Raw genomic sequence first — 23,593 nt, 5'->3', positions numbered from 1 at the left:
GGTCAGACCAGCGAGCCGACGGCGAAGACGAGCAGCGCCGCGGCGAAGCCGAGCACGGACTCGACGCCCTGCTGCACGGTCCACACGCGCAGGGTGGTCTTCACGTCCATGCCCATCAGGCGGCCGACGAGCCAGAAGCCCGAGTCGTTGACGTGGCCGGCGAAGACCGAGCCCGCGGCCGTGGCGAGCACGACGGCGGCCAGCTGGACGGGGTTGAGGTCGGCCAGGGCGACGGCCGGGGCCACGAGGCCCGCGGCGGTCACGAGGGCCACGGTCGCCGAGCCCTGGGCGAGGCGGAGGATCGCGGCGATGATCCACGCGGCCACGATGACGGGCAGCCCGAGGTCGCCCAGCACGTCGGCGAGCGCATCGCCGATGCCCGAGGCGCGGAGGACGCCGCCGAACATGCCGCCGGCGCCGGTGATGAGCACGACCGAGCAGATGGGGCCGAGCGCGCTGTCGAGCACCTTCTCGAGCGCGCTGCCGCCGACGCCACGGGCCCGGCCCAGGACGACGGCCGCGACGAGCACCGAGATGAGCAGCGCGATGCCGCTGGTGCCGATCAGGACGAGCGCCTGCACCCAGGTGGCGTCGGGGTCGACGACCCCCACGGAGCCGAGCGAGCTGAGCCCGGTGTTCAGCAGGATCAGGACGAGCGGGACCGCGAGGACGGCCATGACCGTGCCGGCCTTGGGCGGGTTCGCGGCGTGGACGTCGTCCTTCTCGCTGCCGAAGAGGGACAGCACGGGCAGCGGGATGCGCTTGTTGACGTACTTGGCCCACAGGTAGCCGGAGACGTACCAGACGGGGAACACGATGACGAGGCCGGCCACGAGCACGATGCCGAGGTCGGCGCCGAGCAGCTCTGTCGCCGAGACCGGGCCGGGGTGCGGCGGCAGGAACACGTGCATGACCGAGAAGGCCGCGGCGGAGCTGATGCCGTAGAGCAGCAGCGACTTGCCGCCCATGCGGCGGGCCACGGCGAAGACGATCGGCAGCATGACGATCAGGCCGGCGTCGAAGAAGATCGGGAAGCCCATGATCAGCGACGCGAGGCCGAGGGCGAAGGGCGCGCGCTTCTCCCCGAAGACGTCGACCATGCGGTCGGCGAGCACCCGGGCGCCGCCCGACGACTCGACGAGCCGCCCGAGCATGGCCCCGAGCCCGACGAGCAGCGCGACGGAGCCGAGGGTGCTGCCGAAGCTCGTGACGAGCAGGTCGGCGATGGCGCCCGTGGGGATGCCCGTCGCGAGGGCCGTGAGCGCCGCGACGATGACGAGGGTGAGGAACGCGTGCAGCTTGAACTTGATGACGAGCACCAGGATCAAGGCGATCGCCCCCGCGGCGATCGCGAGGAGCGGAGCCGCCCCCAGGGTCTGTGTCCAGTCGTCCATGTCGATCTTCTCCGTTGAATACCGTGGGCTGCGCCCGTCGAGTCCGCGGTCGAGGCGCACAGGAGGTGCGCGACCGCGGTGAAGGCCAGGGTGCCATCAAAGGTAGTACTTTTCAAGTCGTGCCGAGCTCTCGGCCTACGACAGGATGACCCTCATGACATCTCGCCCCGGGGCCGAGGGGACGCACGCCCGGCTCGTGCACGCCCTCGGCGGCCGCATCGCCTCGGGCGACCTGCCCGCGGGCACCGTGCTCACCCTCGCCGCGCTCGAGCTCGAGTTCGGGGCCTCCCGGACCGCCGTGCGCGAGGCGGTGCGCGTCCTCGAGTCGCTCGACCTGATCCGGTCGCGCCGACGGGTGGGGATGACCGTGCAGCCGCGCGCGTCGTGGCGGGTGCTCGACGCGCAGCTCATCCGCTGGACCCTGGCCGGCCCGCTGCGGCACCGACACCTCGTCGAGTTGATGGAGCTGCGCGCCGCGCTCGAGCCGGCCGCCGCCCGGCTCGCGGCCCGGAACGCCACCGACGACCAGCGGGCGGGCCTCGTGCGCCTCGCCTCCGAGCTCGACGACCTCGGCCGGGCCGGGCGGGGCGACTCGTCCGAGTACCTCGCGGTCGACGTCGCGTTCCACTCGCTGCTGCTCACCGCCAGCGGCAACCTCCTGTACGCCGAGCTCGCCGCCCCGGTCCGCGAGATCCTGGAGGGGCGCGCCGACCTCGGCCTCACGCCGGCCGTCCCCTGGCCGGGCACCCTCGACGCCCACGTCGCGGCCGCGCGCGCGGTCGCCGACGGTGACGGCGACGCGGCCGAGCACCAGGTGCGCACCCACATCGCCATCGTCAGCCACGAGGTGCAGGAGGCGCCGGGCAGCGAGGCGGACGGGGCGGCTGACTAGGCTGACCGCGTGCTGCTCTCCGACCACGACATCAAGCTCGAGCTCGACGCCGGGCGCATCGGCCTCGACCCCTACGACTCCTCGCTGATCCAGCCGTCGAGCATCGACGTGCGGCTCGACCGCCTGTTCCGGCTGTTCGACAACCACAAGTACCCGTTCATCGACCCTGCCGCCGAGCAGCCCGAGCTGACGCGCCTGGTCGAGACGCCCGCCGACGAGCCGTTCATCCTGCACCCGGGCGAGTTCGTCCTCGGCAGCACGTACGAGCGCGTCACGCTGCCCGACGACGTCGCCGCCCGCCTCGAGGGCAAGAGCTCACTCGGCCGCCTCGGCCTGCTGACGCACTCCACGGCCGGCTTCATCGACCCCGGCTTCACCGGACACGTCACCCTCGAGCTCTCGAACGTCGCGACGCTGCCGATCAAGCTCTGGCCGGGCATGAAGATCGGGCAGCTCTGCTTCTTCCGCCTCAGCTCGCCGGCCGACCACCCCTACGGCTCGGGCGAGTACGGCTCGCGGTACCAGGGCCAGCGCGGACCGACCGCGAGCCGCTCGGCCACGAACTTCGTCCACACGGACGTGTCCGCGCGCGGCTGACCCCCGGGGGCTCAGCCCTGCAGGAGGCGCGGCTCGGCTGAGCAGGACGCTCGGCCGAGCAGCGCCGATCAGGCCCCGGGAGGGGTGAAGGGCACGGGCCCGATCTGGGCCCGGAACGCGAGCACGTGGTCCATCACGACCAGGGCGAGCATCGCCTCCACGATGGGCGTCGCGCGGATGCCCACGCACGGGTCGTGCCGCCCGAACGTCTCGACGCTCGTCTCGTTGCCCTCGCGGTCGATCGAGCGCTGGGGCGTCCGGATCGAGCTCGTCGGCTTGATCGCGACCGAGACCCTCAGGTCCTGCCCGGTCGAGATCCCGCCGAGCACGCCGCCCGCGTCGTTGGTCTCGAAGCCGTCGGCGGTCAGGGCGTCGCCGTGCTCGCTGCCGCGCTGCGAGACGCTGTCGAAGCCCGCCCCGATCTCGACGCCCTTGACGGCGTTGATGCCCATCATCGCGGCCGCGATGTCCGCGTCGAGCTTGGAGAACAGGGGCTCGCCGAGGCCCGCGGGCACGTTGCGGGCGACCACGTCGATGCGGGCGCCGCACGAGTCGCCGGCACGGCGCAGCTCGTCCATGCGCTCCTCGAGCCGCGGCACGATCGCGGCGTCGGGGGCGAAGAACGGGTTCTGCGAGATCTGCGACTCGTCGGTGAACGGGACGGCGATGTCGTCGAGCTGGCTCATCCAGCCGGTGAACGAGATGCCGCCCTGCTCCTGCAGCCACTTTCGCGCGACGGCGCCCGCGGCGACCATCGGCGCGGTGAGCCGGGCGGACGAGCGACCGCCGCCACGAGGATCGCGCACGCCGTACTTGCGCCAGTACGTGTAGTCGGCGTGGCCGGGGCGGAACGTGTCGAGGATGTTGCCGTAGTCCTTGCTGCGCTGGTCGACGTTCCGGATCATGAGGGCGATCGGCGTGCCCGTGGTCTGCCCCTCGTAGACGCCGGACAGGATCTCGACGGCGTCGGGCTCCCTGCGCTGCGTGACGTGGCGCGAGGTGCCCGGGCGGCGGCGGTCGAGCTCCCCCTGGATGTCGGCCTCGCTCAGGGACAGGCCCGGAGGGCACCCGTCGATGACGCAGCCGATGGCGACGCCGTGCGACTCGCCGAAGTTCGTGACGCGGAAGAGTTCACCGAAGGTGCTGCCAGACATGGGACGACCTTACGGCCCGCGGGCAGGGAGGGCGGAACGAGAAGGGGGTGCGGGCGGGGACCCGACGCCCTCACCCGCACCCCTCGCAGCCGCGAACGGGACCCGACGTCCCTCAGCGTGCCGCGTGACGACTCGCGATCCTGAACCCAAATCGCGAGGCACTCTCATTCTGCGTCGTGTCGGGCCCTCTTGACCACCAGGTGGTCACGAAACGAAGGAGGAGGACAGGGAGCGAAGGAGGCGCCGGATCGGGATCGCGACGGCCGCCTCCTGCAGAGGGGGCCGGGAACCGGGCCTCAGGACTCGGCGGCTCAGGACTCGAGGGTCTCGCGCGGAGTCCGGCCGAACTGCGTCGAGTAGAGCGCGGCGAACCGCCCGGGGTTGGCGAAGCCCCAGCTCAGCGCGATCCCGGCCACGGTGTGCCCGAGCGTGGGGTCGCCGAGCACGAGGTCGGCATGCGCACCGCGCAGGCGAGCCGCGCGCAGGGCCGCCATCGGGGTCGTGTCGAGGTGGCGACGGAACGCCAGCTGCAGCCCTCTCGGGGTCAGGCGGGCCGCCTCCGCGATCTCGACGATCCCGATGTCGTCGTGCGCGTGCTCCTCGACGAAGGCGAGCGCTCGACGGACGGTGGACGGCAGGGCACGCGCGTCGGAGGACCGGCCCGTCCCCACCACGTTCGTGTCGTAGGCCTCGACGAACGCCGTCACGAGCGAGCGGAACGCGGCCGACCGCACCAGCGGGCTCGCCATCGCGGCGTCGTTCGAGAGCACCCCGTCGAGCACGTGCCGGGTCGTGCTGCCCCAGTGCTCGCCCAGGGCCTCGGAGACGGGCTCCATCGCGAGGGTCTGCAGCCCCTCCGGCGGCGTCGTGAGCGACAGGCCGGCGAGCTCGCGCTCCACCGCGGCCCGGTCGAGCATCACCTGGCCGAGGTGCATGTCGTCCCAGCGGTGCTCCTTGACGCGGTCGCTGGGGAACACGAAGCGGTCGCCCGTCTGTGCCCGCAGGTCGGCCCTGCCGTCCGCGAGGCCGTAGCGGCCGCCCAGGACGCGGCTGATGCAGAAGAACTCGGGCAGCGGCTCGCTGACGGCGTGCAGCTGTCCCCTGTAGTGGATCTGGCCCATCGCGAACCGGTCGTCGCCGGTGACGACCCGGCCGAAGCTGAAGTCGTGGCCGGCCTCGGGAGTGAGGTCGCGGAGACGGTAGATGCGGCTGATGATGGAGTGCGCGACCGCGGGGTCCGAGGTCTCGACGCCGCGCACCCGAGGGTCGTCGAAGTCCGGGCGACGGGAGCCCGCGCGGGTCCAGGCCGTGGGCGTCGCAGGACTGGCCATGCGCCCCTCCAGGCGGTGCGGCGGAGCACGAGGTGCTCTCGTGGGCGGCGAGGCCGGTGGTCGACGCACCTCGCACGCATCGGCCTGATCCACCGATGCCGCGATGCTACCTCGCAGGCTCGTCTCGGGCGACTCTCACCCGACCGCCTGGTATCGAGCGTCTCCCGGGTGCCGGGCCGACGCCTCCTCGGGCACGGCCCCGAGCTCGCGGCGTAGCGTCGGGGCATGGACTACAGGACCCTCGGGAACAGCGGTGCCTCCGTGTCGGAGCTGACACTGGGCACCATGACGTTCGGCGCAGAAGCCGACGAGACCACCTCTCACCAGATCCTCGACGCGTTCGTCGCGGCCGGCGGCACGCTCGTCGACACCGCCGACGTGTACTCGGCGGGGACCTCGGAGGAGATCATCGGGCGCTGGCTCGCCGCGCACCCCACGGAGGCGGCCCAGGTCGTGCTCGCGACGAAGGGACGGTTCCCGATGGGGGACGGACCCAACGACGTCGGCCTCTCGCGCCGGCACCTCGCGACGGCGCTCGACGCGTCGCTCAGCCGGCTCGGCGTGGAGCACGTCGACCTCTACCAGATGCACGCCTGGGACTCCTTCACCCCGATCGACGAGACGCTGCGGTTCCTCGACGACGCGATCACCGCGGGCAAGATCGGCTACTACGGCTTCTCGAACTACCTCGGCTGGCAGCTCACGAAGGCCGTCGCCCGGGCGCAGGCGCTCGGCTTCGCGCCCCCCGTCACGCTCCAGCCGCAGTACAACCTGCTCGTCCGCGACATCGAGCACGAGATCGTCCCCGCGTCGCTCGACGCCGGCATCGGCCTGCTGCCGTGGTCGCCCCTCGCCGGCGGCTGGCTGAGCGGCAAGTACCGTCGCGACGAGGCGCCCACCGGCGCGACCCGCCTGGGCGAGGACCCGGGGCGCGGCATGGAGGCGTGGGAGGCGCGCAACGGCGACGAGCGGACCTGGTCGGCCATCGAGGCCGTCGCCTCCGTCGCGGACGCGCACGGCGCCTCCTCGTCGCAGGTGTCGCTCGCGTGGCTGCTGCGGCAGCCGGCCGTGACCTCGGTCATCCTGGGCGCGCGCACGGTCGCGCAGCTCGACGACAACCTCGGCGCCTCCGACCTCGCGAAGCTGCTCACCGACGACGAGCTGGCCCGCCTCGACGCGTCGAGCAGCCCGCGCGTCGACGACTACCCGTACGGGACCGCCGGCGTCGCGCAGCGCGACCGCAAGCTGACCGGCGGCCGCTGAGCCGCTGAGCCGCGTGACCCGCGCTGGCGCCTGAGCGACGCGAGAACGACGAACCGACGGGGGAGACCACGTCGGTTCGTCGTCCTGGCGGAGGGACAGGGCCTCTAGGAGGCGCGCGTCGGCTCCCCGGGAGCGAGGGCCGAGCCGCTCCGGTCGGCGCGCACCCGCAGCACGAGCACGACGACCAGCACGACGGCGGCGGCGACCAGCGCGGTGACTCCCGCAGCGATGTCGAGCGGCTGCCCCGAGAACCGCCCGACGGCGACCCACGCCAGGCCCCAGACCAGCGAGAGCATCGGGGCGATGCGACCCCGTCCGACGACGGCGACCGCGACGCCCGAGAGCCCGGCGACCGCGAGGACGAGCGTCGACCAGAGCCCGCTCGGCAGCCCGAACCCGCCGAAGCCGGACTCGACGAGGGCCGCGGCGATGTTGGCGGCCGTCGCGACCGACACCCAGCCGAGGTAGAGGCCCATCGTCCCGTCGGTGACGACCGCGTCGACCCGGCTGCGGGTGGGCGTGTGCACGACGAGCAGGAAGATCCGGACCAGCACGGCGAGCAGCGCGACGATCACGACGACGCTGAGCCAGACCTGGCCGAGCTGCACGGCGGCGAACAGCCAGCCCGCGTTGAGCAGCATGGAGGCGGCGACCCAGTAGCCGAGGCGGCGGTGACGGTCGACGGCCCGCTGGCCGGGCAGCGCCTGGTAGACGGCGTAGGCGACGAGGCCGGCGTAGATCACCGACCAGATCGAGAAGGCCGTCGTCGCCGGGGCGATCGGCGTCGCGTCGGCGCTGAGCGCGCCGCCCGAGGCTCCCGACACGGAGGTGCCGCCGAAGGCCCCCGAGCCGATCGCGGCCAGGACGATCGCGAGCACGGCGCCCACCACGACGACGACCTGACGGACGACGTCGACGGACGCGGGAGGTGCGGTGGCGGAGGCGGGACGGGTCGCTGCTGTGCTCATGCCGCCGACGCTATCCCCGCCCGATCTCTTAGCAGCTGAATCATCAGCGATCTCCCAGCCCGCCCCTCCTGCGCCCGCCCCTCCCGGAATCCTCGTCGCCGCAGATGCCGACCGTGAACGCGCGAACGGCCTCACAACCCCCGGATTCTCCACTTTTGGAGCGACCTCGGTCGGCATCTGCGGGTCACACGGAGCGAGGAGGCGCGGAAGTGCGCTCAGGGGGGACGAGGAGGCGCTGCGCTCAGGCGGCGGGGCGCCAGCGGCGGAGGAGCTGCGCGTTCAGGGCGACGATCACCGTCGACAGGCTCATGAGCACGGCTCCGGCGGCCGGCGACAGCACGAAGCCGACCGGCGCGAGCACGCCCGCGGCCAGCGGCACCGAGAGCACGTTGTAGCCCGCGCCCCAGACCAGGTTCTGGATCATCTTGCGGTAGCCGACCCGGGACAACGAGATGACCGAGAGCACGGCACGCGGATCGCTCGAGGCCAGCACGACGCCGGCGGACTCGACCGCGACGTCGGTGCCCGCGCCGATCGCGATCCCCACGTCGGCCCGGGCCAGCGCGGGGGCGTCGTTGACGCCGTCGCCCACCATCGCCACGCGCTGGCCGCGCTGCTGCAGCTCGGCGACGCGGGCGTCCTTCTCGTCCGGGCGCACCTCGGCGAAGACCTCGTCGATGCCGAGCTCGCGCGCGACCGAGTCCGCGACCTGCCGCGCGTCGCCCGTCACCATCGCGACGCGCACCCCGGCGCCGTGCAGCCGGCGCACCGCCTCGGCCGACTCGGGCCGGACCTCGTCGCGCAGCGCGAAGGCCGCCACGACGCTGCCCGAGCGCACGAGCCACAGCACGGCCGCGCCGTCACCGCGCCACGGCTCGGTCGCGGCCGCGAGGTCGGCAGGCGCCTCGAGCGCCAGGTCGCGGAGCAGCCCGGGGCCTCCGACCGCGACGTCGACCCCGTCGACCCGGGCCGAGACGCCGCTGCCGGTCAGCGAGCGGAACGACTCGACCCGCGCCTCCTGCGGGGCAGCCTCGGTCGCCGCCGACGCGGCACGCACCAGCGCCCGGGCGACCGGGTGCTCGCTGTCGCGCTCGGCGGCCGCGGCGAGGCGCAGGGCCTCGTCGGCCGTCAGCCCCCCGGACGAGGAGGCGGTGGCCACGTCCGTCACGCCGGGCTCGCCCTTCGTGAGGGTGCCGGTCTTGTCGAACAGCACGGTGTCGACCGTGCGCATGCGCTCGAGGGCGAGGCGGTCCTTGACGAGGACGCCCGCCCGGGCGGCGCGCTCGGTCGAGATCGCGATCACGAGCGGGATGGCGAGCCCGAGGGCGTGCGGGCAGGCGATGACGAGCACGGTCACGGTGCGCGTGATCGCCTGGTCGAGGTCGCCGAGGAGGAGCCACACGACGAAGGTGACCACCCCGGCACCCGAGGCGAACCAGAAGAGCAGGGCGGCGGCGCGGTCGGCGAGCGCCTGGGCGCGCGACGACGAGGCCTGGGCCTCGGCGACGAGCCGCCGGATGCCCGCGAGGGCCGTGTCGTCGCCGACCGCGGTGACCCGGACCCTCAGGGCGCCGTCGGTCGCGACGGTGCCGGCGACGACGCGGTCGCCCCCGCCGCGCGCGACGGTCCGGGACTCGCCCGTGACCATCGACTCGTCCATCTCGGCGGAGCCGTCGACGACGACGCCGTCGGCGGGCACACGGGCGCCCGAGCGCACGAGCACGACGTCGCCCGCGACGAGGTCGGCGAGGGCCACCTCGGTCGTCGCGCCGGAGCCGGGGCCTGCGCCTGCGTCCGCGCCGGAGCCGCCGGAGCCGCCGTCGACGCGGTCGGCCGTGTCGGGCAGCAGCGCGGCGAGCGCGTCGAGGGCGCCGGAGGCGGCGCCCAGGGCCCGCATCTCGATCCAGTGCCCGAGCAGCATGATGACGACGAGGAGCGCGAGCTCCCACCAGAAGTCGAGGTCGAGGCCGCCGATGCCGAGCGTCGTCGCCCAGCTCGCGACGAACGCGACGGTGATGGCCATCGCGATGAGGAGCATCATGCCCGGCTGCTTCGCCCGGGCCTCCGCGACGCCTCCGCTGAGGAACGGCCAGCCGCCCCACGCGAAGAGGAACGTGCCGAGCACCGGCGAGATCCACTCGGAGCCGGGGAACGACGGGACGTCGTAGCCGAGCAGCCCGGCGAACATCGAGCTGAAGGCGACCACCGGCACGGCGACGACGAGGCTGACCCAGAACTTGTCGCGGAACTGCGCGGCGTGGTCGCCATGGCCTCCGTGACCGTGGTGGCCCGCGTGCGCGTCGTGCCCTGCGTGCGCGTCGTGGCCGGCGTGCGCGTCGTGGCCCGCGTGCGCGTCGTGCCCCGTGCCGCCGCCCGCGGCCGCCTGGCCGTGGTCGGCCGTCGCGAGTCCGGAGTGGTCGGCGCCGACCTGCTCGTCGTCGACGGGGGCGTGGTGGTCGTGCGGGGTGCTCATCCCCATACCCTAGGGGGGTATCGAACGGGACGTCCAGGTCTCGAGGCGACCGCCTCCTCGACTGTTCAGCCCCTTCGCTGTCAGCCCCCTGACGGATCAGCCGCCGACGGGCGGGCCGACGATCAGCAGCAGCACGAAGACGACCACGACGGCCGCGAGCAGCAGCACGACCGCGAGGGCGAGGTGCCCGAGCACCCAGCGGAGGAGGCGGTCGAGCGGCCGGCGGTCGCGCGGGTCGCCGGTCGCCTCGCGCCGCCAGTCGCCGTCGAGCCCGCCGCGGCGGTCGATCCAGCGCTCGACGGGCAGCGAGGCGAACGGCACGACGGCGCTCGCGAGGGCGAGCACGGTCACCCCCGGCGACCAGCGCTGGTTCACGGCGACGACGACTCCCGCGACGAGGTAGGCGAGGAACACGAACCCGTGGATCGGCCCTGCGACGCTGACGGGCCAGTCGCCCACCTTCGCGACGTACTTCAGCAGCATCCCGCCGATCAGCAGGGCCCAGGTCACGACCTCGGCGACGGCGAACGAGCGGAAGAGGGCGCGGGGCGACATGGCGGCTCCTGGTGAGGGGGTCGGTGGGCCTCCATGGTCGCAGCACCGCCCTGGACGCCGCCTCCCCCGGTGCAGCGCCTGCACCGCCGCCCGTCCTCGCGACCACGAGAGGCCCCGGATCGACCTCGGAGCACCTCCGGACGTCGATCCGAGGCCTCTCGACCCGACCCGAGGGGCGGGGGAGGCGCGGCGTACGGTGGACCGATCGACGACGACCACGAAGGGCACTCCATGAGCGACCGCGACGCCGAGCAGCACCGCACGCACGACCGACACGAGCGCCCCGAGCGCCCCGGTGCGACGCGCCCCGCCTCCGACGGTCGGTCGCGAGGCAGGCTGCGCCCGCAGTGGCCGACCTTCCGCGGGTCGCCGTTCCTCTGGGGCGTGCTCGCGTTCCCGCTGTTCCTGCACCTGGTCACGGCCGCCGTCTCGCTCGGCCGCGGCGAGGCTCCCACGCCGTTCGGCATCGTGTTCCTGGTGCTGGTCGCGGTCGTGTTCGTCGTCTGCCTGATCGGCGTCGTGCAGACGCTCCGGCACCCGCGCCCCTCACGACCGTCGTGGCTCGACGAGGGCGACCCGCGCGCCTGACGCGACCCGCGCCTCCTTCGGGGCGACGTCGAACACGCAGGAACGAGTGGTCAGCAACGGTCGTCGACGCCGCTCGGGAGGACCGGAACTGACCACTCGATTCGCCGACCGGGCAGCCCGGGCAGGTCAGGCCGCGTCGCGGGCAGGCTCGGCGGGCTCGCGCAGCGCCGGGCAGTGCTCGGGGGTCGGGTGCCGCGCGATCTCGACCATGCGGTCGAGGGCGTCGCGCGCAGCGGCGAGGTCGGCCATCGCCGTGGTGATGCGCCGACGCTCCGCCTCGAGCACGGCGAAGACCTCGGGCGAGCTCGTGCCGGAGTCGACGCAGGGCAGCAGCTGCAGGATCGTGCGGCTCGGGAGCCCCGCCGTGAAGAACTGCTGGATCAGCTGCACCCGCTCGACCGCCGCCTCCGCGTAGCTGCGCTGGCCGCTGCTCGTGCGGTCGGACTCGAGCAGGCCCTGCTCTTCGTAGTACCGCAGCGCGCGCGTGCTGACGCCCGCTCGCTCTGCCACCTCGCCGATGCGCATCCGTGCCCCTGTGCTTCTTGGAAGGCGTCTCGGCCTGGTCCGCGTGTCGGACTTGCCCTTGACGTCAACGTGAAGTCCTAGCGTAGCCGACGCCGGGCCAGCCGAGACTGTCCGGCCGACCGTCCACGACCAGGAAGACACCACGCATGAACATCGACATCACCGGCCAGACCGTCCTCGTGACGGGGGCCAACCGCGGCATCGGCCGCCAGTTCGTCCTCGAGGCGCTCGAGCGCGGAGCCGCCAAGGTCTGGGCCACGGCTCGCCGGACCGAGACCCTCGACTTCGCCGACCCTCGGGTCGTGCCGCTGCAGCTCGACCTCACCGACCACGCCTCCGTGGTGGCCGCCGCCGCCGCGGCCCACGACGTGACCGTGCTCGTCGACAACGCCGGCATCGCGACCGGCGCGTCGCTGATCACCGGCGACCTCGTCGACGCCCGCCGCGAGATGGACACGCACTACTGGGGCACCCTCGACGTGATCCGCGAGTTCGCCCCCGTGCTCGCGGCCAACGGGGGCGGGGCGATCGTCAACGTCCTCTCCGCCCTCTCGTGGTTCGCCGCTACCGGCAGCGGGGCCTACGCCGCCGCCAAGGCCGCCGAGTGGAACATGACCAACGCCGTCCGGCTCGAGCTCGCCGCCCAGGGGACGCTCGTGCAGGGCGTGATGCTCGGGGCCGCGGACACCGACATCACGGCGAACTACGACGGGCCCAAGATCGACCCGCGCGACGTGCCCCGCAGCTCGTTCGACGGCCTCGCCGCCGGTGCGATCGAGGTCGTCGTCGACGACTGGAGCGCGATGGTGAAGGCGTCGCTCGCCGGCGACCCGGCCGAGTTCTACGCCAAGATGCGCGAGCTGCTCGGCTGAGCTGCCCTCTCGGCCGGCCCGTCGGCCGGCCCCGCGCCGAGTGGTCACGACGTGTCCTCGATCGAGCCGGGACCGACCCCTTCGGACCACTCGAGGCAGGCGCGGGCGGTGCGGGCGGGTCAGACGCCGCCGAAGCGCTCCGTGCGGACGCGGGTCGGGTCGTGGCCGGCGTCGACCAGCCAGCCGGCGACGGTCTCGACGAACGAGTTCGTGCCGCAGACGTAGACGAGCGGGTGCGCGGACGCGGGCAGCACGAGGTCGAGCAGCTCGTCGCGGGTGAGCCTGCCGGAGGCGCGGGTCGACCCTGCAGGAGCCTCGCGCGTGAAGACCCAGTCGACCCGCACCTCGCCCGCCGACTCCTCGGCGAGCGCCGCCAGCTCGTCGCCGAACCAGCGGTCGGTCGGCGTCCGGACCGAGCAGAGCAGCCGCATCGGCGGCGGCCCGCCGAGCGAGCCGGCGGCGCCGGCCGCAGCAGCGTCAGCAGCACCAGCAGCAGCCCCCGCGGCCCGGGCACGCACCATCGCGACGAGCGGGGCGATGCCCGAGCCTCCGCCGATCAGCTGCACCGGCGACCGACCCGGTGCCGGAGCCCCGTCCGGCTCGGGCAGCACGGCGTGCACCGCCGAGTCGGGGTCGAACTCGGTCGGCGGCCAGACGAACCAGCCGCCGATCGGGCCGCGCACCTCGACGGGGTCGCCGACCTCGGCCACCGAGACGAGGTAGGGCGAGACCTCGCCGTCGGGGAGCTCCTCGACCGTGAGCTCGATCTGCGGTGCCCGGCCCGCGCCTCCTGCGCTCGCCCGCACGTCCGACAGCGAGACGTCCGACGACGAGACGTCCGACAGCGTGACGTCCGACAACGAGTACGAGCGGACGGCCTGGTAGCCGTCGTCCGCGGTGAGGCGGACGTCGACGTGCTGACCGGCCCGGGCCGGTCGCAGCCCCGGCACCTCGAGCACGATCGAGCGCCCGGTCGGTGTCTGCCCAGCCGCGGCGACGATCGTCGCCGGCATCCACCTGAAGGGGTCAGCGGGCAGCGACGCCGACGAGGAGGCAGGCGCGCCGTCGTCCGACGAGCTCACGCGTAGCGCTGTTCGCGCCAGGGGTCGCCGAGCGCGTGATAGCCCATGCTCTCCCAGAAGCCACGGCGGTCGGAGGCCATCGTCTGGATGCCCTGCACCCACTTCGCGCTCTTCCAGAAGTAGAGGCCGGGCACGAAGAGCCGGGCCGGACCGCCGTGCTCCGACCCCAGGGGCTCGCCCTCGTAGGTGTCGACGACCCAGGCCTTGCCGCCGAGCAGCTCGCTGAGCGGCAGGTTCGTCGTGTAGCCGCCGTAGCTCGTCGTCATCGCGAACTCGTGCGTGGTGTCGAGGCCGTCGAAGAGGGTGTCGAGCGAGACGCCCGACCAGTGCGTGCCGAGCTTCGACCAGCTCGTGACGCAGTGGATGTCGGTCTCGATCTGTTCGTGCGGCAGCGCCTGGAAGTCGGCCCAGCTGAGCGAGCGGCTGCCCTGCTCGGTGCCGAGCTGCAGCTCCCACCGCTTGATGTTCGGGGTCGGGCCGGCCGACAGCACCGGGAACCCCTTCTCGAGGTGCTGCCCCGGCGGGAGGCGCGGGTCGGCCTCGCGACGTCGGCCGAAGCCCGTGAAACCTGCCATGGTGCGCCTCCTCGTGGTCGACGCCAGGCTAGCCGCCCCGACCGACACCTGGTCGGGACGAACGGTCGGCGACTCAGGCCCTACGGCAGCTCGAGGGAGACGGGCTCGGCGCCCTCCTCCGCGGGGACGACGTCGACCGTGACGGGGCGACCGTCCACGCCGGCGGGGAGCGCGTGCTCGGACACGGCCGGCACGAAGTCCATCGTGCACATGCCCGGGTCGGCAGGCGCGAGCCGCACGGTCACGGCGTCGGCACCGGCCGCCTCGACCGACTCGACGACCGGCGGGCAGGTCGAGCTGCCGAAGAGGGTCAGGGAGAACGACGTCCCCTCGTCGAGCCAGACCACCGAGGGGCTGCCCTCGGCGGCGCCGTCGTCCGTGCCGTCGCCGTCGTCCACCGGGACGGACGGGCTCGACGACCCGGTCGGCGCCGCCCCCGCGTCGTGTGCCTCGCCCGGCCCGGCCTGGGCGCACGCGCCCAGGAGGAACGTCGCCGCGACCGCCACGAGGGCGAGGCGAGCGGCGCGGACGGCGGCAGCTCGTCGGCGGGGTGTCGTCTGGGCCATGCACCCATGGTGCCAGGGCCGTCCACGGCCGCGCGCCTCCTCCGTGCCCGACCGCGGTCGGGACGAGTCCAGGAGCAGGCGAGCCTCAGGAGGCGGTGGCCCGGTCGGCCTCGGAGCCCTCGTCGACCATCTGCTGCCACCAGTCGGGGTGCAGGTCCACCAGGCGGACCCAGGCGTACCCGGCGACGACGCGGTCGACGTGCCCCGTCAGCTCGGCAAGAGCAAGCTCGCGCGCGTCGCCGACGTCGGCACCGCCGTCGAGGTCGCCGTCGAGGTCGCCGTCGCCCTCGACGTCGAGCGTGCCCAGCGCGTCGACCACGGCGACGGGCACGCGCCAGGCGTCCAGCCCCTCGAGGTGCCGCGGGACGTCGTCGACGACGCCGAGCAGCACGGGCACCGCCGAGGCCGCCCCCGTGGCGCCCAGGGCGGCGACGACGTCGAGGTGCTCCTCGTGCCAGTCGCCGTCCCAGAGCTCGGCGAGCAGCGGCACGTGGTCGCCGTCGAGCCCGAAGACGAAGCAGACCCGCAGCGCGGCCCACAGGTCGTCGTCGACCCGCGACCGCACGACCTCGCCCAGCAGCTCGAGCCCGAGGTCACGCCCGTCCGGGGCGCCGAACCAGAAGAGGAAGTCGTCGGCGGCGATCGGCTCGGGCAGGCTGCGGATCAGGTGCCGCTCCTGGTCCGTCAGGCGTCCCTCCTCGCGCGGCCTCTGCACGGGCGCGTGGTCGAGCACGGCCAGCAGGGCTCGCATGCCCCGGCGACGCCGACCCGTCAGGCGGACGACGACGGCGGCGATCGACCAGAACAGCACGAGCGGGACGAGGTCCCCGAGCGCACGTGACAGGGAGGCGCTCGTGACGACGATGCCCACGGCCAGCACCGCGGGCAGCACGCCGGACATCGCGAGGGTGAACCACCGCGCGAAGCGCTGCGTGCCGAGCTCACGCCGCAGTGCCCGACGCCACGGGTCGAGGGGCACGTTGATCGGCAGCTGCCGACGACGGGCGGCCTCGAAGACCTCGACTCGGGTGATCGGCATGTGCACGGTCCAGATCGTTGCAGACTCTGCACGCTCAGCCGGACACCAGCCCGCGAGGCTGCGTCCCTGCTGGGAGTTGCTCGACACAGCACCCCACGGGAGTCGTACGGTGGACGGAGGTCAACTGCGAAAGGACTCCCACATGGCTGAGTACACCCTCCCCGATCTCCCCTACGACTACAGCGCCCTCGCGCCGCACATCAGCGCGACGATCATGGAGCTGCACCACTCCAAGCACCACAACACCTACGTCACCGGCGCGAACACGGCCAACGCCGCCCTCGCCGAGGCCCGCGAGACCGGCAACCTGGCGAACGTGAACAAGCTCGAGAAGGACCTCGCGTTCAACCTCGGCGGCCACGTCAACCACTCGATCTTCTGGACGAACCTGACCCCCGAGACCGGCGAGCCCACCGGCGACCTGCTCGAGGCCATCGGCCGCGACTTCGGTGACATCGAGAAGTTCAAGGCGCACTTCACCGCCACCGCGCTCGGCGTGCAGGGCTCCGGCTGGTCGGTGCTCGCGTACGACGTGATCGGTCAGCGCCTCAGCGTCTTCCAGCTCTTCGACCAGCAGGGCAACGTGCCGTTCGGCCTCGTCCCGCTGCTGATGCTCGACGTCTGGGAGCACGCCTACTACCTCGACTACCAGAACGTGCGCGCCGACTACGTCAAGGCCTTCTGGAACATCGTGAACTGGGACAACGTCGGCCAGCGCTACGCCGCCGCGACCAGCAAGACGCAGGGCCTGCTGACCTTCTAGCAGCAGCCCGTCCTCGGAGGAGGCGCAGTGCGGGATCTCCTGCACCGCGCCTCCTTCGTGTTCCTCCTCCTCGATCCTCGGAATTCAGGAAGTCGCCGCCTCGGGTTCCTGATCCGTGCACGACTCAGGACGATGCGTCCCCTCCTCGCGAGGATCAGGACCGATCTTCCTGAATGAGGAGAGGCGACGACGCGTCCGACCTCGGGATGAAAACCCGGGGCAGGAGGCGCGCCGCACGCGGCCCTGCACCTAACCTGGCGCACATGGCTGACGCGAGGCGGTGGGGGCGGCACGTCGTCGCGCCGGCCGCCGCCCTCGTCTACTTCGTCTTCTGGGTCGCCAGCTCGTGGGGCCGCGGCGGCGTCGCCGACAACACGGTGGTGTTCGGCCTCTTCGCGATCGCGATCGCCCTCGCCTGGTGGATCCCGACCACGTCGCTCGCGCTCGTCGTGGTCGTCCCGGTGCTGCAGCTGCTCGGGCTCGCCGAGGCCCCGTCGCAGGACACCTGGACGGCCTACGTCGCCATCGCCCTGGTGATGGCCTTCGTGGCGGTGAAGCCGTCGCCCTGGCTCCGGCTCGCCGCGCTGCTCGTCGCCGGCGTCGCCGCCGGCCTCGCCGCGTGGCTGCTGGCCGTGCCGACCCTGACGCGGCCGCAGAGCTGGAGCACCTGGGTCGGCGCCGGCACGACGGGGCTCCGCATCGAGTTCTCGCTGCTCACCGCCGCCCTGTTCGGCGTCTTCGCCGGTGCGTGGGCGATCGGGGTCGCGTTCGCGAGCATCCGACGGGTGCTCGTGATCCGGCAGGCCCTGGAGGCGACCGAGACCCGCTTCGAGGCGACCGACCTCGAGCTGCGGCTCGCCCAGGACAGGGCGCGGATCTCCCGCGACGTGCACGACGCCCTGGCGCACTCCCTCGCCGTCGTGGTCTCGCAGGCCCAGGGCGGGCTCGCCCTGCAGGCGACCCGCCCCGAGGTCGCGGAGGAGTCCCTCCGCACCATCGCCGAGGTCGGCCGCACGGCCCTGCTCGACGTCCGGCGGCTGGTCGAGCGCATCACGCAGGACGACGACGTCACCGCTCCGCGCGAGACGCTCGCCGACGTCGACGCCCTCGTCGGCGCGATGCGCGAGGTCGGGATGGAGGTGGACGTCACGACCGAGGGAGCCCCCGGGCCCCAGGGGCCGGCCGGCGCCCTCGCCCCCTCGCAGGAGCTCGCCGTCTACCGCATCGTGCAGGAGAGCCTGACGAACGCGCTGAAGCACGCGGGCACCTCGAGCCGCGTCGCCGTGCAGCTCGACTGGCGCGGCCGCGGGCTCACGCTGCAGGTCACGTCGCGGGGCCGCGGAGCCCCGCTCGTCGCGGCCCGCACCGGGGCCGACCGCGGCGCCGGCGTCCGCGGCATGACCGAGCGCGCCCGCCTTGCGGGCGGCTGGCTCACCGCGCAGCCCTCGGCGGACGGGACCGCCTTCGAGGTGACCGCGTTCGTGCCGACGACCGGCGCCTCCTCGGTCGTCTCGCCCGACGCCTCCTCCGCCCCTGCCCCCGCACCTGCCTCTGCCTCTGCCTCTGCCCCCACCGAGAGAAGCTCCCCATGACCGACTCGCCCGCCGCCGGCACCGCCAGCCCGGCCGTCATCACCGTCGCCGTCGTCGACGACCAGCCGCTCTTCGCCTCCGGCCTGCGGATGCTGATCGAGGCGCAGCCAGACCTGCGCTGCGTCGGCACCGCCGTCGACGGGCGCGAAGCGCTGGCGCTGGTCGAGCGCGAGCACCCCGACGTGGTGCTGATGGACCTCCGCATGCCCGTGATGAACGGGCTGGAGGCGACGGCCCGCATCCTCGAGGGGGTCTCGCCCGACGACCTGCCCCGGGTGGTCGCCCTGACGACCATCCAGCGCGACGAGGCCGTGTTCGGGGCCCTCAAGGCCGGGGCCTACGCGTTCCTCACGAAGGACGCGACGCCCGACGAGGTGCTCACGACGATCCGCGCGGCGTGGGCGGGCGACCCCGTGCCGACCGCCGCGGCCGCGCTCGACGTCGTGCACGAGTTCGCCGTGCCGACGACCCCGGCCCCCCGCGTCGACCCGCTCGAGCCGCTGTCGCCTCGCGAGCGCGAGATGTTCACCCTCGTCGCCCGGGGGCTCAGCAACATCGAGATCGCGGGCGAGGCGTACCTGAGCGAGGCGACGGTGAAGAGCCACGTCCGGTCGGTGCTGCAGAAGCTCGGCATGCGCAACCGCGTGCAGATCGTCGTCTTCGCCTACGAGAACGGCCTCGTGCCCGCCTCCGACGGCGGGCCGAGGCCGCGCCGGTGAGGGCCGGTCGCCGAGGGGCGGGTCGGTGAGGGGCCGGCCGGTGAGGGCCGGCGGCCGGGAGCGCGTCGCGAAGCGGGTCACCGTCGTCGCGGTGGCCGCGCTCGTCGCCGGGGTCGTGGCCGTCGGCATCCCCGCCAACGCCGCCTGGACCCTGCCCGACCTGCCCGAGAAGGACCAGGCGTCGTGGACGATGCCCCTCGACCAGTACGTCGGGGTCGGCGTCGTCCGCCTCAACTACGCGACCGAGCTGCTCATCCAGGACTGCATGGTCGACGCCGGCCACGACGACGCGGTCGTGCCCTGGCGCGACGTCGACGCGGCCACGAACGCCACCGAGCGCCAGCCGCTCCGCGCCTTCGACCTCGCCGCCGCCCGCGAGCGCGGCTACCACGTGCCTCCCACCGTCGACGCCGGTGCCGACGCCTGGCGGGCCTTCGAGTACCGGGAGACCTCGCCCGACGAGGCGGCCGACCGCGCGACCTGCCTCGAGCGCGCCTACCGCCAGCACCCCGAGCTGCTGACGGGCGCCTCCGCGTCGTCGACCACAGGATCAGTGGGCGACGTCGCCATCCGGCTGAGCAACGCGGCGTTCCTCGAGGCCCGGCAGGACGCCTCCGTGCGCCGGGCTGCCGACGCGTGGCACGCCTGCATGCTCGACCAGGGCGTCGACGCCGGGCCCTGGGCCGACGACCTGCCGGACGACCCGGCGGACATGCCCACCACGCGGATGGCCCAGACCTTCACCTCGTACGACCCCGCGACCCCCGTCGGCGACGAGGAGCGCGACCTCGCCGAGACCGACGCCGCCTGCCGTGCCGCCTCGGGCTACCTCGACGCGCTCTACGAGGCCGAGTGGCAGCAGCAGCTGACCGTGCCGCACGACTACGGCGAGCGCCTCGCCCAGATCGACACGGGCCCCCTCGTCGCGGCGCAGCAGCTCGTCGACCGCACGATCGAGCGGCTCGGACCCGAGCGGCCGACCGGCCTCTAGGAGGCGAGGATGCCTCGGCCCTCCGACGGGGGGTTACGAAACGGGTCGTGGAGTATGCATGATGGGGTACAGAGGAACACTGACGGGGCGGGGGCGCCTGCCGGTCGGCTGACGCTGGTCAGTCGATCGGGGGACGGTCCGTCGGCCTGATCAGCGCGGCGAGCTCGTCGGCGAGGCCGGCGGACCGCGGCGACAGGAACGACGGCAGCACGAAGCGCATCATGTCCTGCAGCCGCTCGAAGACGTCCGCGTGGCCGGTGCTGAGGGCCGAGAATGTCTGCACCCCGCTGAAGGCGCCGACGACGAAGCGCGCCGCGCGGTCGACGTCGAGGTCGTCGCGGAACGTCCCCTCCGCGACCGCGCGCCCCACGTGCCCGGCGGTCTCGTCGACCCAGGCGAGCGCCGAGGGCGCCCGGCTCGGCACCTCGCCGATCGACTCGGTCGACAGCCGCAGGCCGGCCGCGACCATCGGCTCGGTCGAGAGCTGCGTCGCGAAGGAGGCGCACGCCAGCATCAGCGCACCGGCCGCGGACGGCGCACCCGCGATCGCGAGCTCGGTCCACGCCCCCGACAGGCGCTGCTGCTCGGCGACGACCGCACCGGCCAGGTCGGCCTTCGAGCGGAAGTGGAAGTAGAGGGCGCCCTTGGTGACCCCGGCTGCGTCCGTCACCTGGTCGAGCGACGTCTCGGCGTAGCCCCGGGCGAGGAACACCGAGGAGGCGCCGTGCAAGATGGCCGCCCGCGTCTCGCGGGCCCTGCGCTGCTGCGCCACGGTCGCCTCCTGCCCTCTGGTCGTCGCGTGCGTTCTTCTCGTCGCGCGCGTGCTGCGGGTCGCGTGCCCGTGGTCGGCGGGCGTCGGCGTCGGCAGCCGTGACGAGGTCATCCCAGGGTAGGGCCCCGGGGCGGTACCGTCTGGGCATGACGACCGTGCTGCGCCTCATGCCCGACGACCGGCTCGGTCCCTGGATCGCCCGCTCGCAGGCCGCGTACGAGCAGTCGCGGCTCGCGTCGGGCGAGCCGGCCGAGATCGCGGCGGAGGCGGCGCGTGCCTCGTTCGAGCAGAACTTCCCCGGCGGCCGCCCCGCGCCGGGGCACCTCGTGCACGACGTGGTGGTGACGCTGTCCGGCGGCGACGGCGGTGTAGCCGGAGCCGGCGAGAACAGCGGCAGTGGCGGCCACGACACCGTCGTCGGCGTCCTGTGGATCGGGCCGTTCGCCGAGGGCAGCGACGCCTGGTGGGTATGGGACGTCGAGATCGACGAGCGGCACCGCGGCGCCGGCCACGGCCGTGCGGCGATGCAGCTCGCCGAGGAGGAGGCGGCCCGCCACGGCGCCGCCACCCTCGGCCTCAACGTGTTCGGGTACAACACGGCCGCCCGGGCGCTCTACGAGTCGCTCGGCTACGAGACGACGGCGGTGCAGATGCGCAAGCCGGTCGGCAGCAGCGGCAGCAACAGCAGCAGCGGCGGCGGCGGCGGCGCGTAGTCTCCGCGCACGTCTGGGCACCGCGTTCCGTGCACCGCACCCGATCCCGACGCGGTGCGTCCCACGAGAGGCGGTGCAGCGGCCCCGAGGCCGTCGTGCCTCAGCGCGCGGGAGGCGGGGCGCCAGGCGCGGACGGGGCCGACGGGACCGGCACGGCGGTCGCGGCCACCACCTCCTCGGCGTCGGCGGCCAGCACCCCGTCAGCCTCCGCGGCCAGCGCCTCCTCGGCATCGGCGGTCGGCGCCCCGGCCGCAGCAGCGGCAGCGCGCCCGCCGCGCGGCGGGCGGCTCGCGAACAGCACGCCGGCGACGACGACGAGCCCGGCGCACACCTCCACGAGGTCGGGCACCTCGTCGAAGGCGACCCACGACGCGGCCACGCCGACGACGGGCACGAGCATCGAGAACGGGGCGACGGTGCTCGACGGGTACGCCGCGAGCAGCCGGGTCCACAGCCCGTAGCCGAGCACCGTCGCGACGAGCACGACGTAGAGCAGGCCGATCACCGACGGCAGCGCGGCGACGGTGAACGCCCCGGCCAGGCTGTCCCCGATGCGCTCGGGACCCTCGACGACGAGCGAGAGGGCGAGCATCGGCACGGGCGGCACGACCGACATCCACAGCGTCAGTCGCAGCGGGTCGGGGGCGGCCGCACGCCGGACCGCGACGTTGCCGAGGCCCCAGCCGATCGCCGCGCAGAGCGTGAGCACGACGGGCAACAGGGCCGCGACCTGCGACCGGTGCGCGGCGATCACCGCGAGCGCCAGCACGGCCACGCCGATGCCGATCGCCTGGCGCCGCGTGATGCGCTCGCGCAGCCAGATCGCCGCGATGACCACGGTGGCGGGCGCCGACGCCTGCAGCACGAGCGACGCGAGGCCCGACGGCATGCCCGCGGCCATGCCGAGGTACAGGAACCCGAACTGCAGGATGCCGAGCCCGAGGCCCACCATCAGCAGCCGCGACCACGGGATCGCCGGCCGCGGCACGAACAGCAGGGTCGGCACCGCGAGCAGTGCGAACCGCAGCGCCACGAGGAAGATCGGCGGGAAGTGGTCGAGCGCCAGCGCCGTCATCGGGAAGTTGACGCCCCAGCACACCACGACGACGAAGGCGAGGAGGCGGTCGCGGGGGCTCATGGGACCACCTTGCCGGAGGTGCGGATGCAGGACCAGCGCAGGTCTCGTCATCGACGATGTAGCGTCCCTTCATGGAGATCCAGCACCTCGACCTGCTCCGCGAGCTCGCGGACCGCGGGAGCGTCACCGCCGTCGCCGCCGCCGTGCACCGGTCGCCGAGCGCGGTGTCGCAGCAGCTGAGGACGCTGCAGCGCCAGCTCGGGGTCGAGCTCGTGCGGCGGTCGGGACGCGGGGTGCAGCTGACCGACGCGGGGCTGGTGCTGGCGCGCGCCTCCGTGGCGGTCTCGACGGCGGCCGCCGAGGCGGAGGCGGCCCTCGAGGCGCACCGCGGCGGCCGGGTCGGCGTGGTGCGGCTGGCCCTGTTCCCCTCCGCGGTGGAGCTGCTGCTGCCAGGCCTGCTCGTGCGGATGCGCGAGCACGCCGGGATCGAGCTCGAGATCAGCGACCGGGACGTCTCCGAGGACGAGTTCGCACAGCTCACGGCCGACGTCGACGTGGTGATCGGGCACCGCTCCGACGGCGTCGTGCCGGTCGAGCACCCCGGCCTCACCGTCGTGCCCCTGCTGCGCGAGCCCCTCGAGGTCGCCCTGCCGCTCGACCACCCGCTGGCCGGACGCGAGCGCGTCACCGTGGCCGACGTGATCGGCGAGCCCTGGGTCGGCGTGCCCGAGGGGTACCCCATCGACCGCGTGCTCGTCTCGATGGCGCTCCAGTCGGGGGTCGTGCCGCGGGTCGTGCACCGCACGGTGCACCTGCCCGTGATCGAGGCGATGGTCGCCGCGGGGCTCGGCATCGCGCTCGTGCCCCGGCACACGTCGGCCGGGCGGGCTCCGGGACGGTTCCGCCTGGCGACGCTCGACAGCGTGCAGGCCGGCCGTCACGTCGAGGCGCTGATGCGGCCCGAGCGGGCGGCCCGGCCGGTCGTGCAGACGGTCGTCGCGGAGATCGCGGCCGAGGCGCGGGCGACCGAGGCCGCCTCCGAGGAGGCGCGTCGCGCCTCCTGAGGCAGGGTCGCGTCGCGCTGAGGCCGG

At 73.8% G+C, this 23,593-nt stretch carries 24 protein-coding genes; 11 read left to right on the top strand and 13 right to left on the bottom strand.

The features are described from left to right. Positions 1–2: 2 nt before the first annotated feature. Complete coding sequence (locus IFT90_RS14475) at positions 3–1,394, bottom strand: GntP family permease (protein WP_192042928.1); 1,392 nt, start codon at positions 1,392–1,394, stop codon at positions 3–5. A 154-nt stretch (positions 1,395–1,548) separates the two neighbouring features. Here IFT90_RS14475 and IFT90_RS14470 point away from each other — a divergent pair, with 154 nt between their 5' ends. Both IFT90_RS14470 and dcd read left to right on the top strand, forming a co-directional pair. After that, entirely contained in the window at positions 1,549–2,286 is a 738-nt protein-coding gene (locus IFT90_RS14470; protein WP_244638795.1) for a FadR/GntR family transcriptional regulator, read from the top strand. 9 nt (positions 2,287–2,295) lie between these two features. Then, the gene (dcd, locus tag IFT90_RS14465; protein WP_192042926.1) at positions 2,296–2,883 is read left to right on the top strand and encodes a dCTP deaminase; all 588 of its coding nucleotides are present in this window, start codon (positions 2,296–2,298) and stop codon (positions 2,881–2,883) included. Between the two features lie 68 nt (positions 2,884–2,951). Here the strand turns inward: dcd and aroC are convergent, their stop codons facing one another. Continuing rightward, a complete protein-coding gene (gene aroC / locus IFT90_RS14460; RefSeq protein WP_192042925.1) occupies positions 2,952–4,037 on the bottom strand; it encodes a chorismate synthase in 1,086 nt (361 codons plus the stop codon). A 311-nt stretch (positions 4,038–4,348) separates the two neighbouring features. Further along, positions 4,349–5,368: a helix-turn-helix transcriptional regulator gene (locus IFT90_RS14455; RefSeq protein WP_192042924.1), complete on the bottom strand. Its 1,020-nt coding sequence runs from the start codon at positions 5,366–5,368 to the stop codon at positions 4,349–4,351. Positions 5,369–5,593: 225 nt separating this feature from the next. Here IFT90_RS14455 and IFT90_RS14450 point away from each other — a divergent pair, with 225 nt between their 5' ends. Beyond that, complete coding sequence (locus IFT90_RS14450) at positions 5,594–6,631, top strand: aldo/keto reductase (RefSeq protein ID WP_192042923.1); 1,038 nt, start codon at positions 5,594–5,596, stop codon at positions 6,629–6,631. 104 nt (positions 6,632–6,735) lie between these two features. Here the strand turns inward: IFT90_RS14450 and IFT90_RS14445 are convergent, their stop codons facing one another. The 3 genes from IFT90_RS14445 to IFT90_RS14435 all read right to left on the bottom strand — a co-directional run bounded on the left by IFT90_RS14445 (position 6,736) and on the right by IFT90_RS14435 (position 10,627). Next, the gene (locus tag IFT90_RS14445) at positions 6,736–7,599 is read right to left on the bottom strand and encodes a tryptophan-rich sensory protein (protein ID WP_192042922.1); all 864 of its coding nucleotides are present in this window, start codon (positions 7,597–7,599) and stop codon (positions 6,736–6,738) included. Positions 7,600–7,840: 241 nt separating this feature from the next. Further along, positions 7,841–10,072: a heavy metal translocating P-type ATPase gene (locus tag IFT90_RS14440; RefSeq protein WP_192042921.1), complete on the bottom strand. Its 2,232-nt coding sequence runs from the start codon at positions 10,070–10,072 to the stop codon at positions 7,841–7,843. 96 nt (positions 10,073–10,168) lie between these two features. Then, positions 10,169–10,627, bottom strand: a complete 459-nt coding sequence (locus tag IFT90_RS14435; RefSeq protein WP_192042920.1) for a DUF3817 domain-containing protein — start codon at positions 10,625–10,627, stop codon at positions 10,169–10,171. A 231-nt stretch (positions 10,628–10,858) separates the two neighbouring features. Between IFT90_RS14435 and IFT90_RS14430 the strand changes: the two genes are divergently transcribed. Then, positions 10,859–11,215, top strand: coding sequence for a hypothetical protein (locus IFT90_RS14430; RefSeq protein ID WP_192042919.1), 357 nt, complete (start codon positions 10,859–10,861; stop codon positions 11,213–11,215). Between the two features lie 126 nt (positions 11,216–11,341). Here IFT90_RS14430 and IFT90_RS14425 read toward each other — a convergent pair whose 3' ends face one another. Continuing rightward, positions 11,342–11,740, bottom strand: a complete 399-nt coding sequence (locus IFT90_RS14425; RefSeq protein WP_192042918.1) for a MerR family transcriptional regulator — start codon at positions 11,738–11,740, stop codon at positions 11,342–11,344. Between the two features lie 152 nt (positions 11,741–11,892). On the opposite strand from IFT90_RS14425, the gene IFT90_RS14420 reads away from it, so the two are divergent. After that, positions 11,893–12,612, top strand: a complete 720-nt coding sequence (locus IFT90_RS14420) for an SDR family oxidoreductase (protein WP_192043007.1) — start codon at positions 11,893–11,895, stop codon at positions 12,610–12,612. A 119-nt stretch (positions 12,613–12,731) separates the two neighbouring features. On the opposite strand, the gene IFT90_RS14415 is transcribed toward IFT90_RS14420, so the two are convergent. The 4 genes from IFT90_RS14415 to IFT90_RS14400 all read right to left on the bottom strand — a co-directional run bounded on the left by IFT90_RS14415 (position 12,732) and on the right by IFT90_RS14400 (position 15,874). After that, a complete protein-coding gene (locus tag IFT90_RS14415) occupies positions 12,732–13,694 on the bottom strand; it encodes an FAD-binding oxidoreductase (protein WP_371812326.1) in 963 nt (320 codons plus the stop codon). Further along, positions 13,691–14,269 carry a molybdopterin-dependent oxidoreductase gene (locus tag IFT90_RS14410; protein ID WP_123548396.1) on the bottom strand — a complete coding sequence of 193 codons (579 nt, stop codon included), beginning with the start codon at positions 14,267–14,269 and terminating at the stop codon, positions 13,691–13,693. Before IFT90_RS14410 ends, IFT90_RS14415 begins: the two co-directional genes overlap by 4 nt. Positions 14,270–14,349: 80 nt before the next feature. Beyond that, entirely contained in the window at positions 14,350–14,835 is a 486-nt protein-coding gene (locus tag IFT90_RS14405; protein ID WP_192042917.1) for a hypothetical protein, read from the bottom strand. 85 nt (positions 14,836–14,920) lie between these two features. Further along, positions 14,921–15,874 carry a hypothetical protein gene (locus tag IFT90_RS14400; protein ID WP_192042916.1) on the bottom strand — a complete coding sequence of 318 codons (954 nt, stop codon included), beginning with the start codon at positions 15,872–15,874 and terminating at the stop codon, positions 14,921–14,923. Positions 15,875–16,016: 142 nt separating this feature from the next. Between IFT90_RS14400 and IFT90_RS14395 the strand changes: the two genes are divergently transcribed. The 4 genes from IFT90_RS14395 to IFT90_RS14380 all read left to right on the top strand — a co-directional run bounded on the left by IFT90_RS14395 (position 16,017) and on the right by IFT90_RS14380 (position 19,939). Then, positions 16,017–16,637: a superoxide dismutase gene (locus IFT90_RS14395; RefSeq protein ID WP_192042915.1), complete on the top strand. Its 621-nt coding sequence runs from the start codon at positions 16,017–16,019 to the stop codon at positions 16,635–16,637. A gap of 263 nt (positions 16,638–16,900) precedes the next feature. Then, positions 16,901–18,229: a sensor histidine kinase gene (locus tag IFT90_RS14390; RefSeq protein ID WP_192042914.1), complete on the top strand. Its 1,329-nt coding sequence runs from the start codon at positions 16,901–16,903 to the stop codon at positions 18,227–18,229. Next, a complete protein-coding gene (locus IFT90_RS14385; RefSeq protein ID WP_123548391.1) occupies positions 18,226–18,948 on the top strand; it encodes a response regulator transcription factor in 723 nt (240 codons plus the stop codon). The genes IFT90_RS14390 and IFT90_RS14385 overlap by 4 nt, the downstream gene beginning before the upstream one ends. Positions 18,949–18,988: 40 nt before the next feature. After that, positions 18,989–19,939: a hypothetical protein gene (locus IFT90_RS14380; RefSeq protein WP_192042913.1), complete on the top strand. Its 951-nt coding sequence runs from the start codon at positions 18,989–18,991 to the stop codon at positions 19,937–19,939. 118 nt (positions 19,940–20,057) lie between these two features. On the opposite strand, the gene IFT90_RS14375 is transcribed toward IFT90_RS14380, so the two are convergent. After that, positions 20,058–20,822, bottom strand: coding sequence for a ScbR family autoregulator-binding transcription factor (locus tag IFT90_RS14375; RefSeq protein ID WP_192042912.1), 765 nt, complete (start codon positions 20,820–20,822; stop codon positions 20,058–20,060). Between the two features lie 35 nt (positions 20,823–20,857). Here IFT90_RS14375 and IFT90_RS14370 point away from each other — a divergent pair, with 35 nt between their 5' ends. Next, positions 20,858–21,424, top strand: coding sequence for an N-acetyltransferase (locus tag IFT90_RS14370; protein ID WP_192042911.1), 567 nt, complete (start codon positions 20,858–20,860; stop codon positions 21,422–21,424). Between the two features lie 100 nt (positions 21,425–21,524). On the opposite strand, the gene IFT90_RS14365 is transcribed toward IFT90_RS14370, so the two are convergent. Beyond that, positions 21,525–22,562, bottom strand: coding sequence for an EamA family transporter (locus IFT90_RS14365; RefSeq protein WP_192042910.1), 1,038 nt, complete (start codon positions 22,560–22,562; stop codon positions 21,525–21,527). 71 nt (positions 22,563–22,633) lie between these two features. Between IFT90_RS14365 and IFT90_RS14360 the strand changes: the two genes are divergently transcribed. Further along, positions 22,634–23,566, top strand: a complete 933-nt coding sequence (locus IFT90_RS14360) for a LysR family transcriptional regulator (protein WP_192042909.1) — start codon at positions 22,634–22,636, stop codon at positions 23,564–23,566. Positions 23,567–23,593: the final 27 nt, after the last annotated feature.

This window comes from Frigoribacterium sp. CFBP 8766, from assembly GCF_014841435.1.
Classification (GTDB): Bacteria; Actinomycetota; Actinomycetes; order Actinomycetales; family Microbacteriaceae; genus Frigoribacterium.
This window is presented reverse-complemented; position numbering and strand designations above follow the sequence as displayed.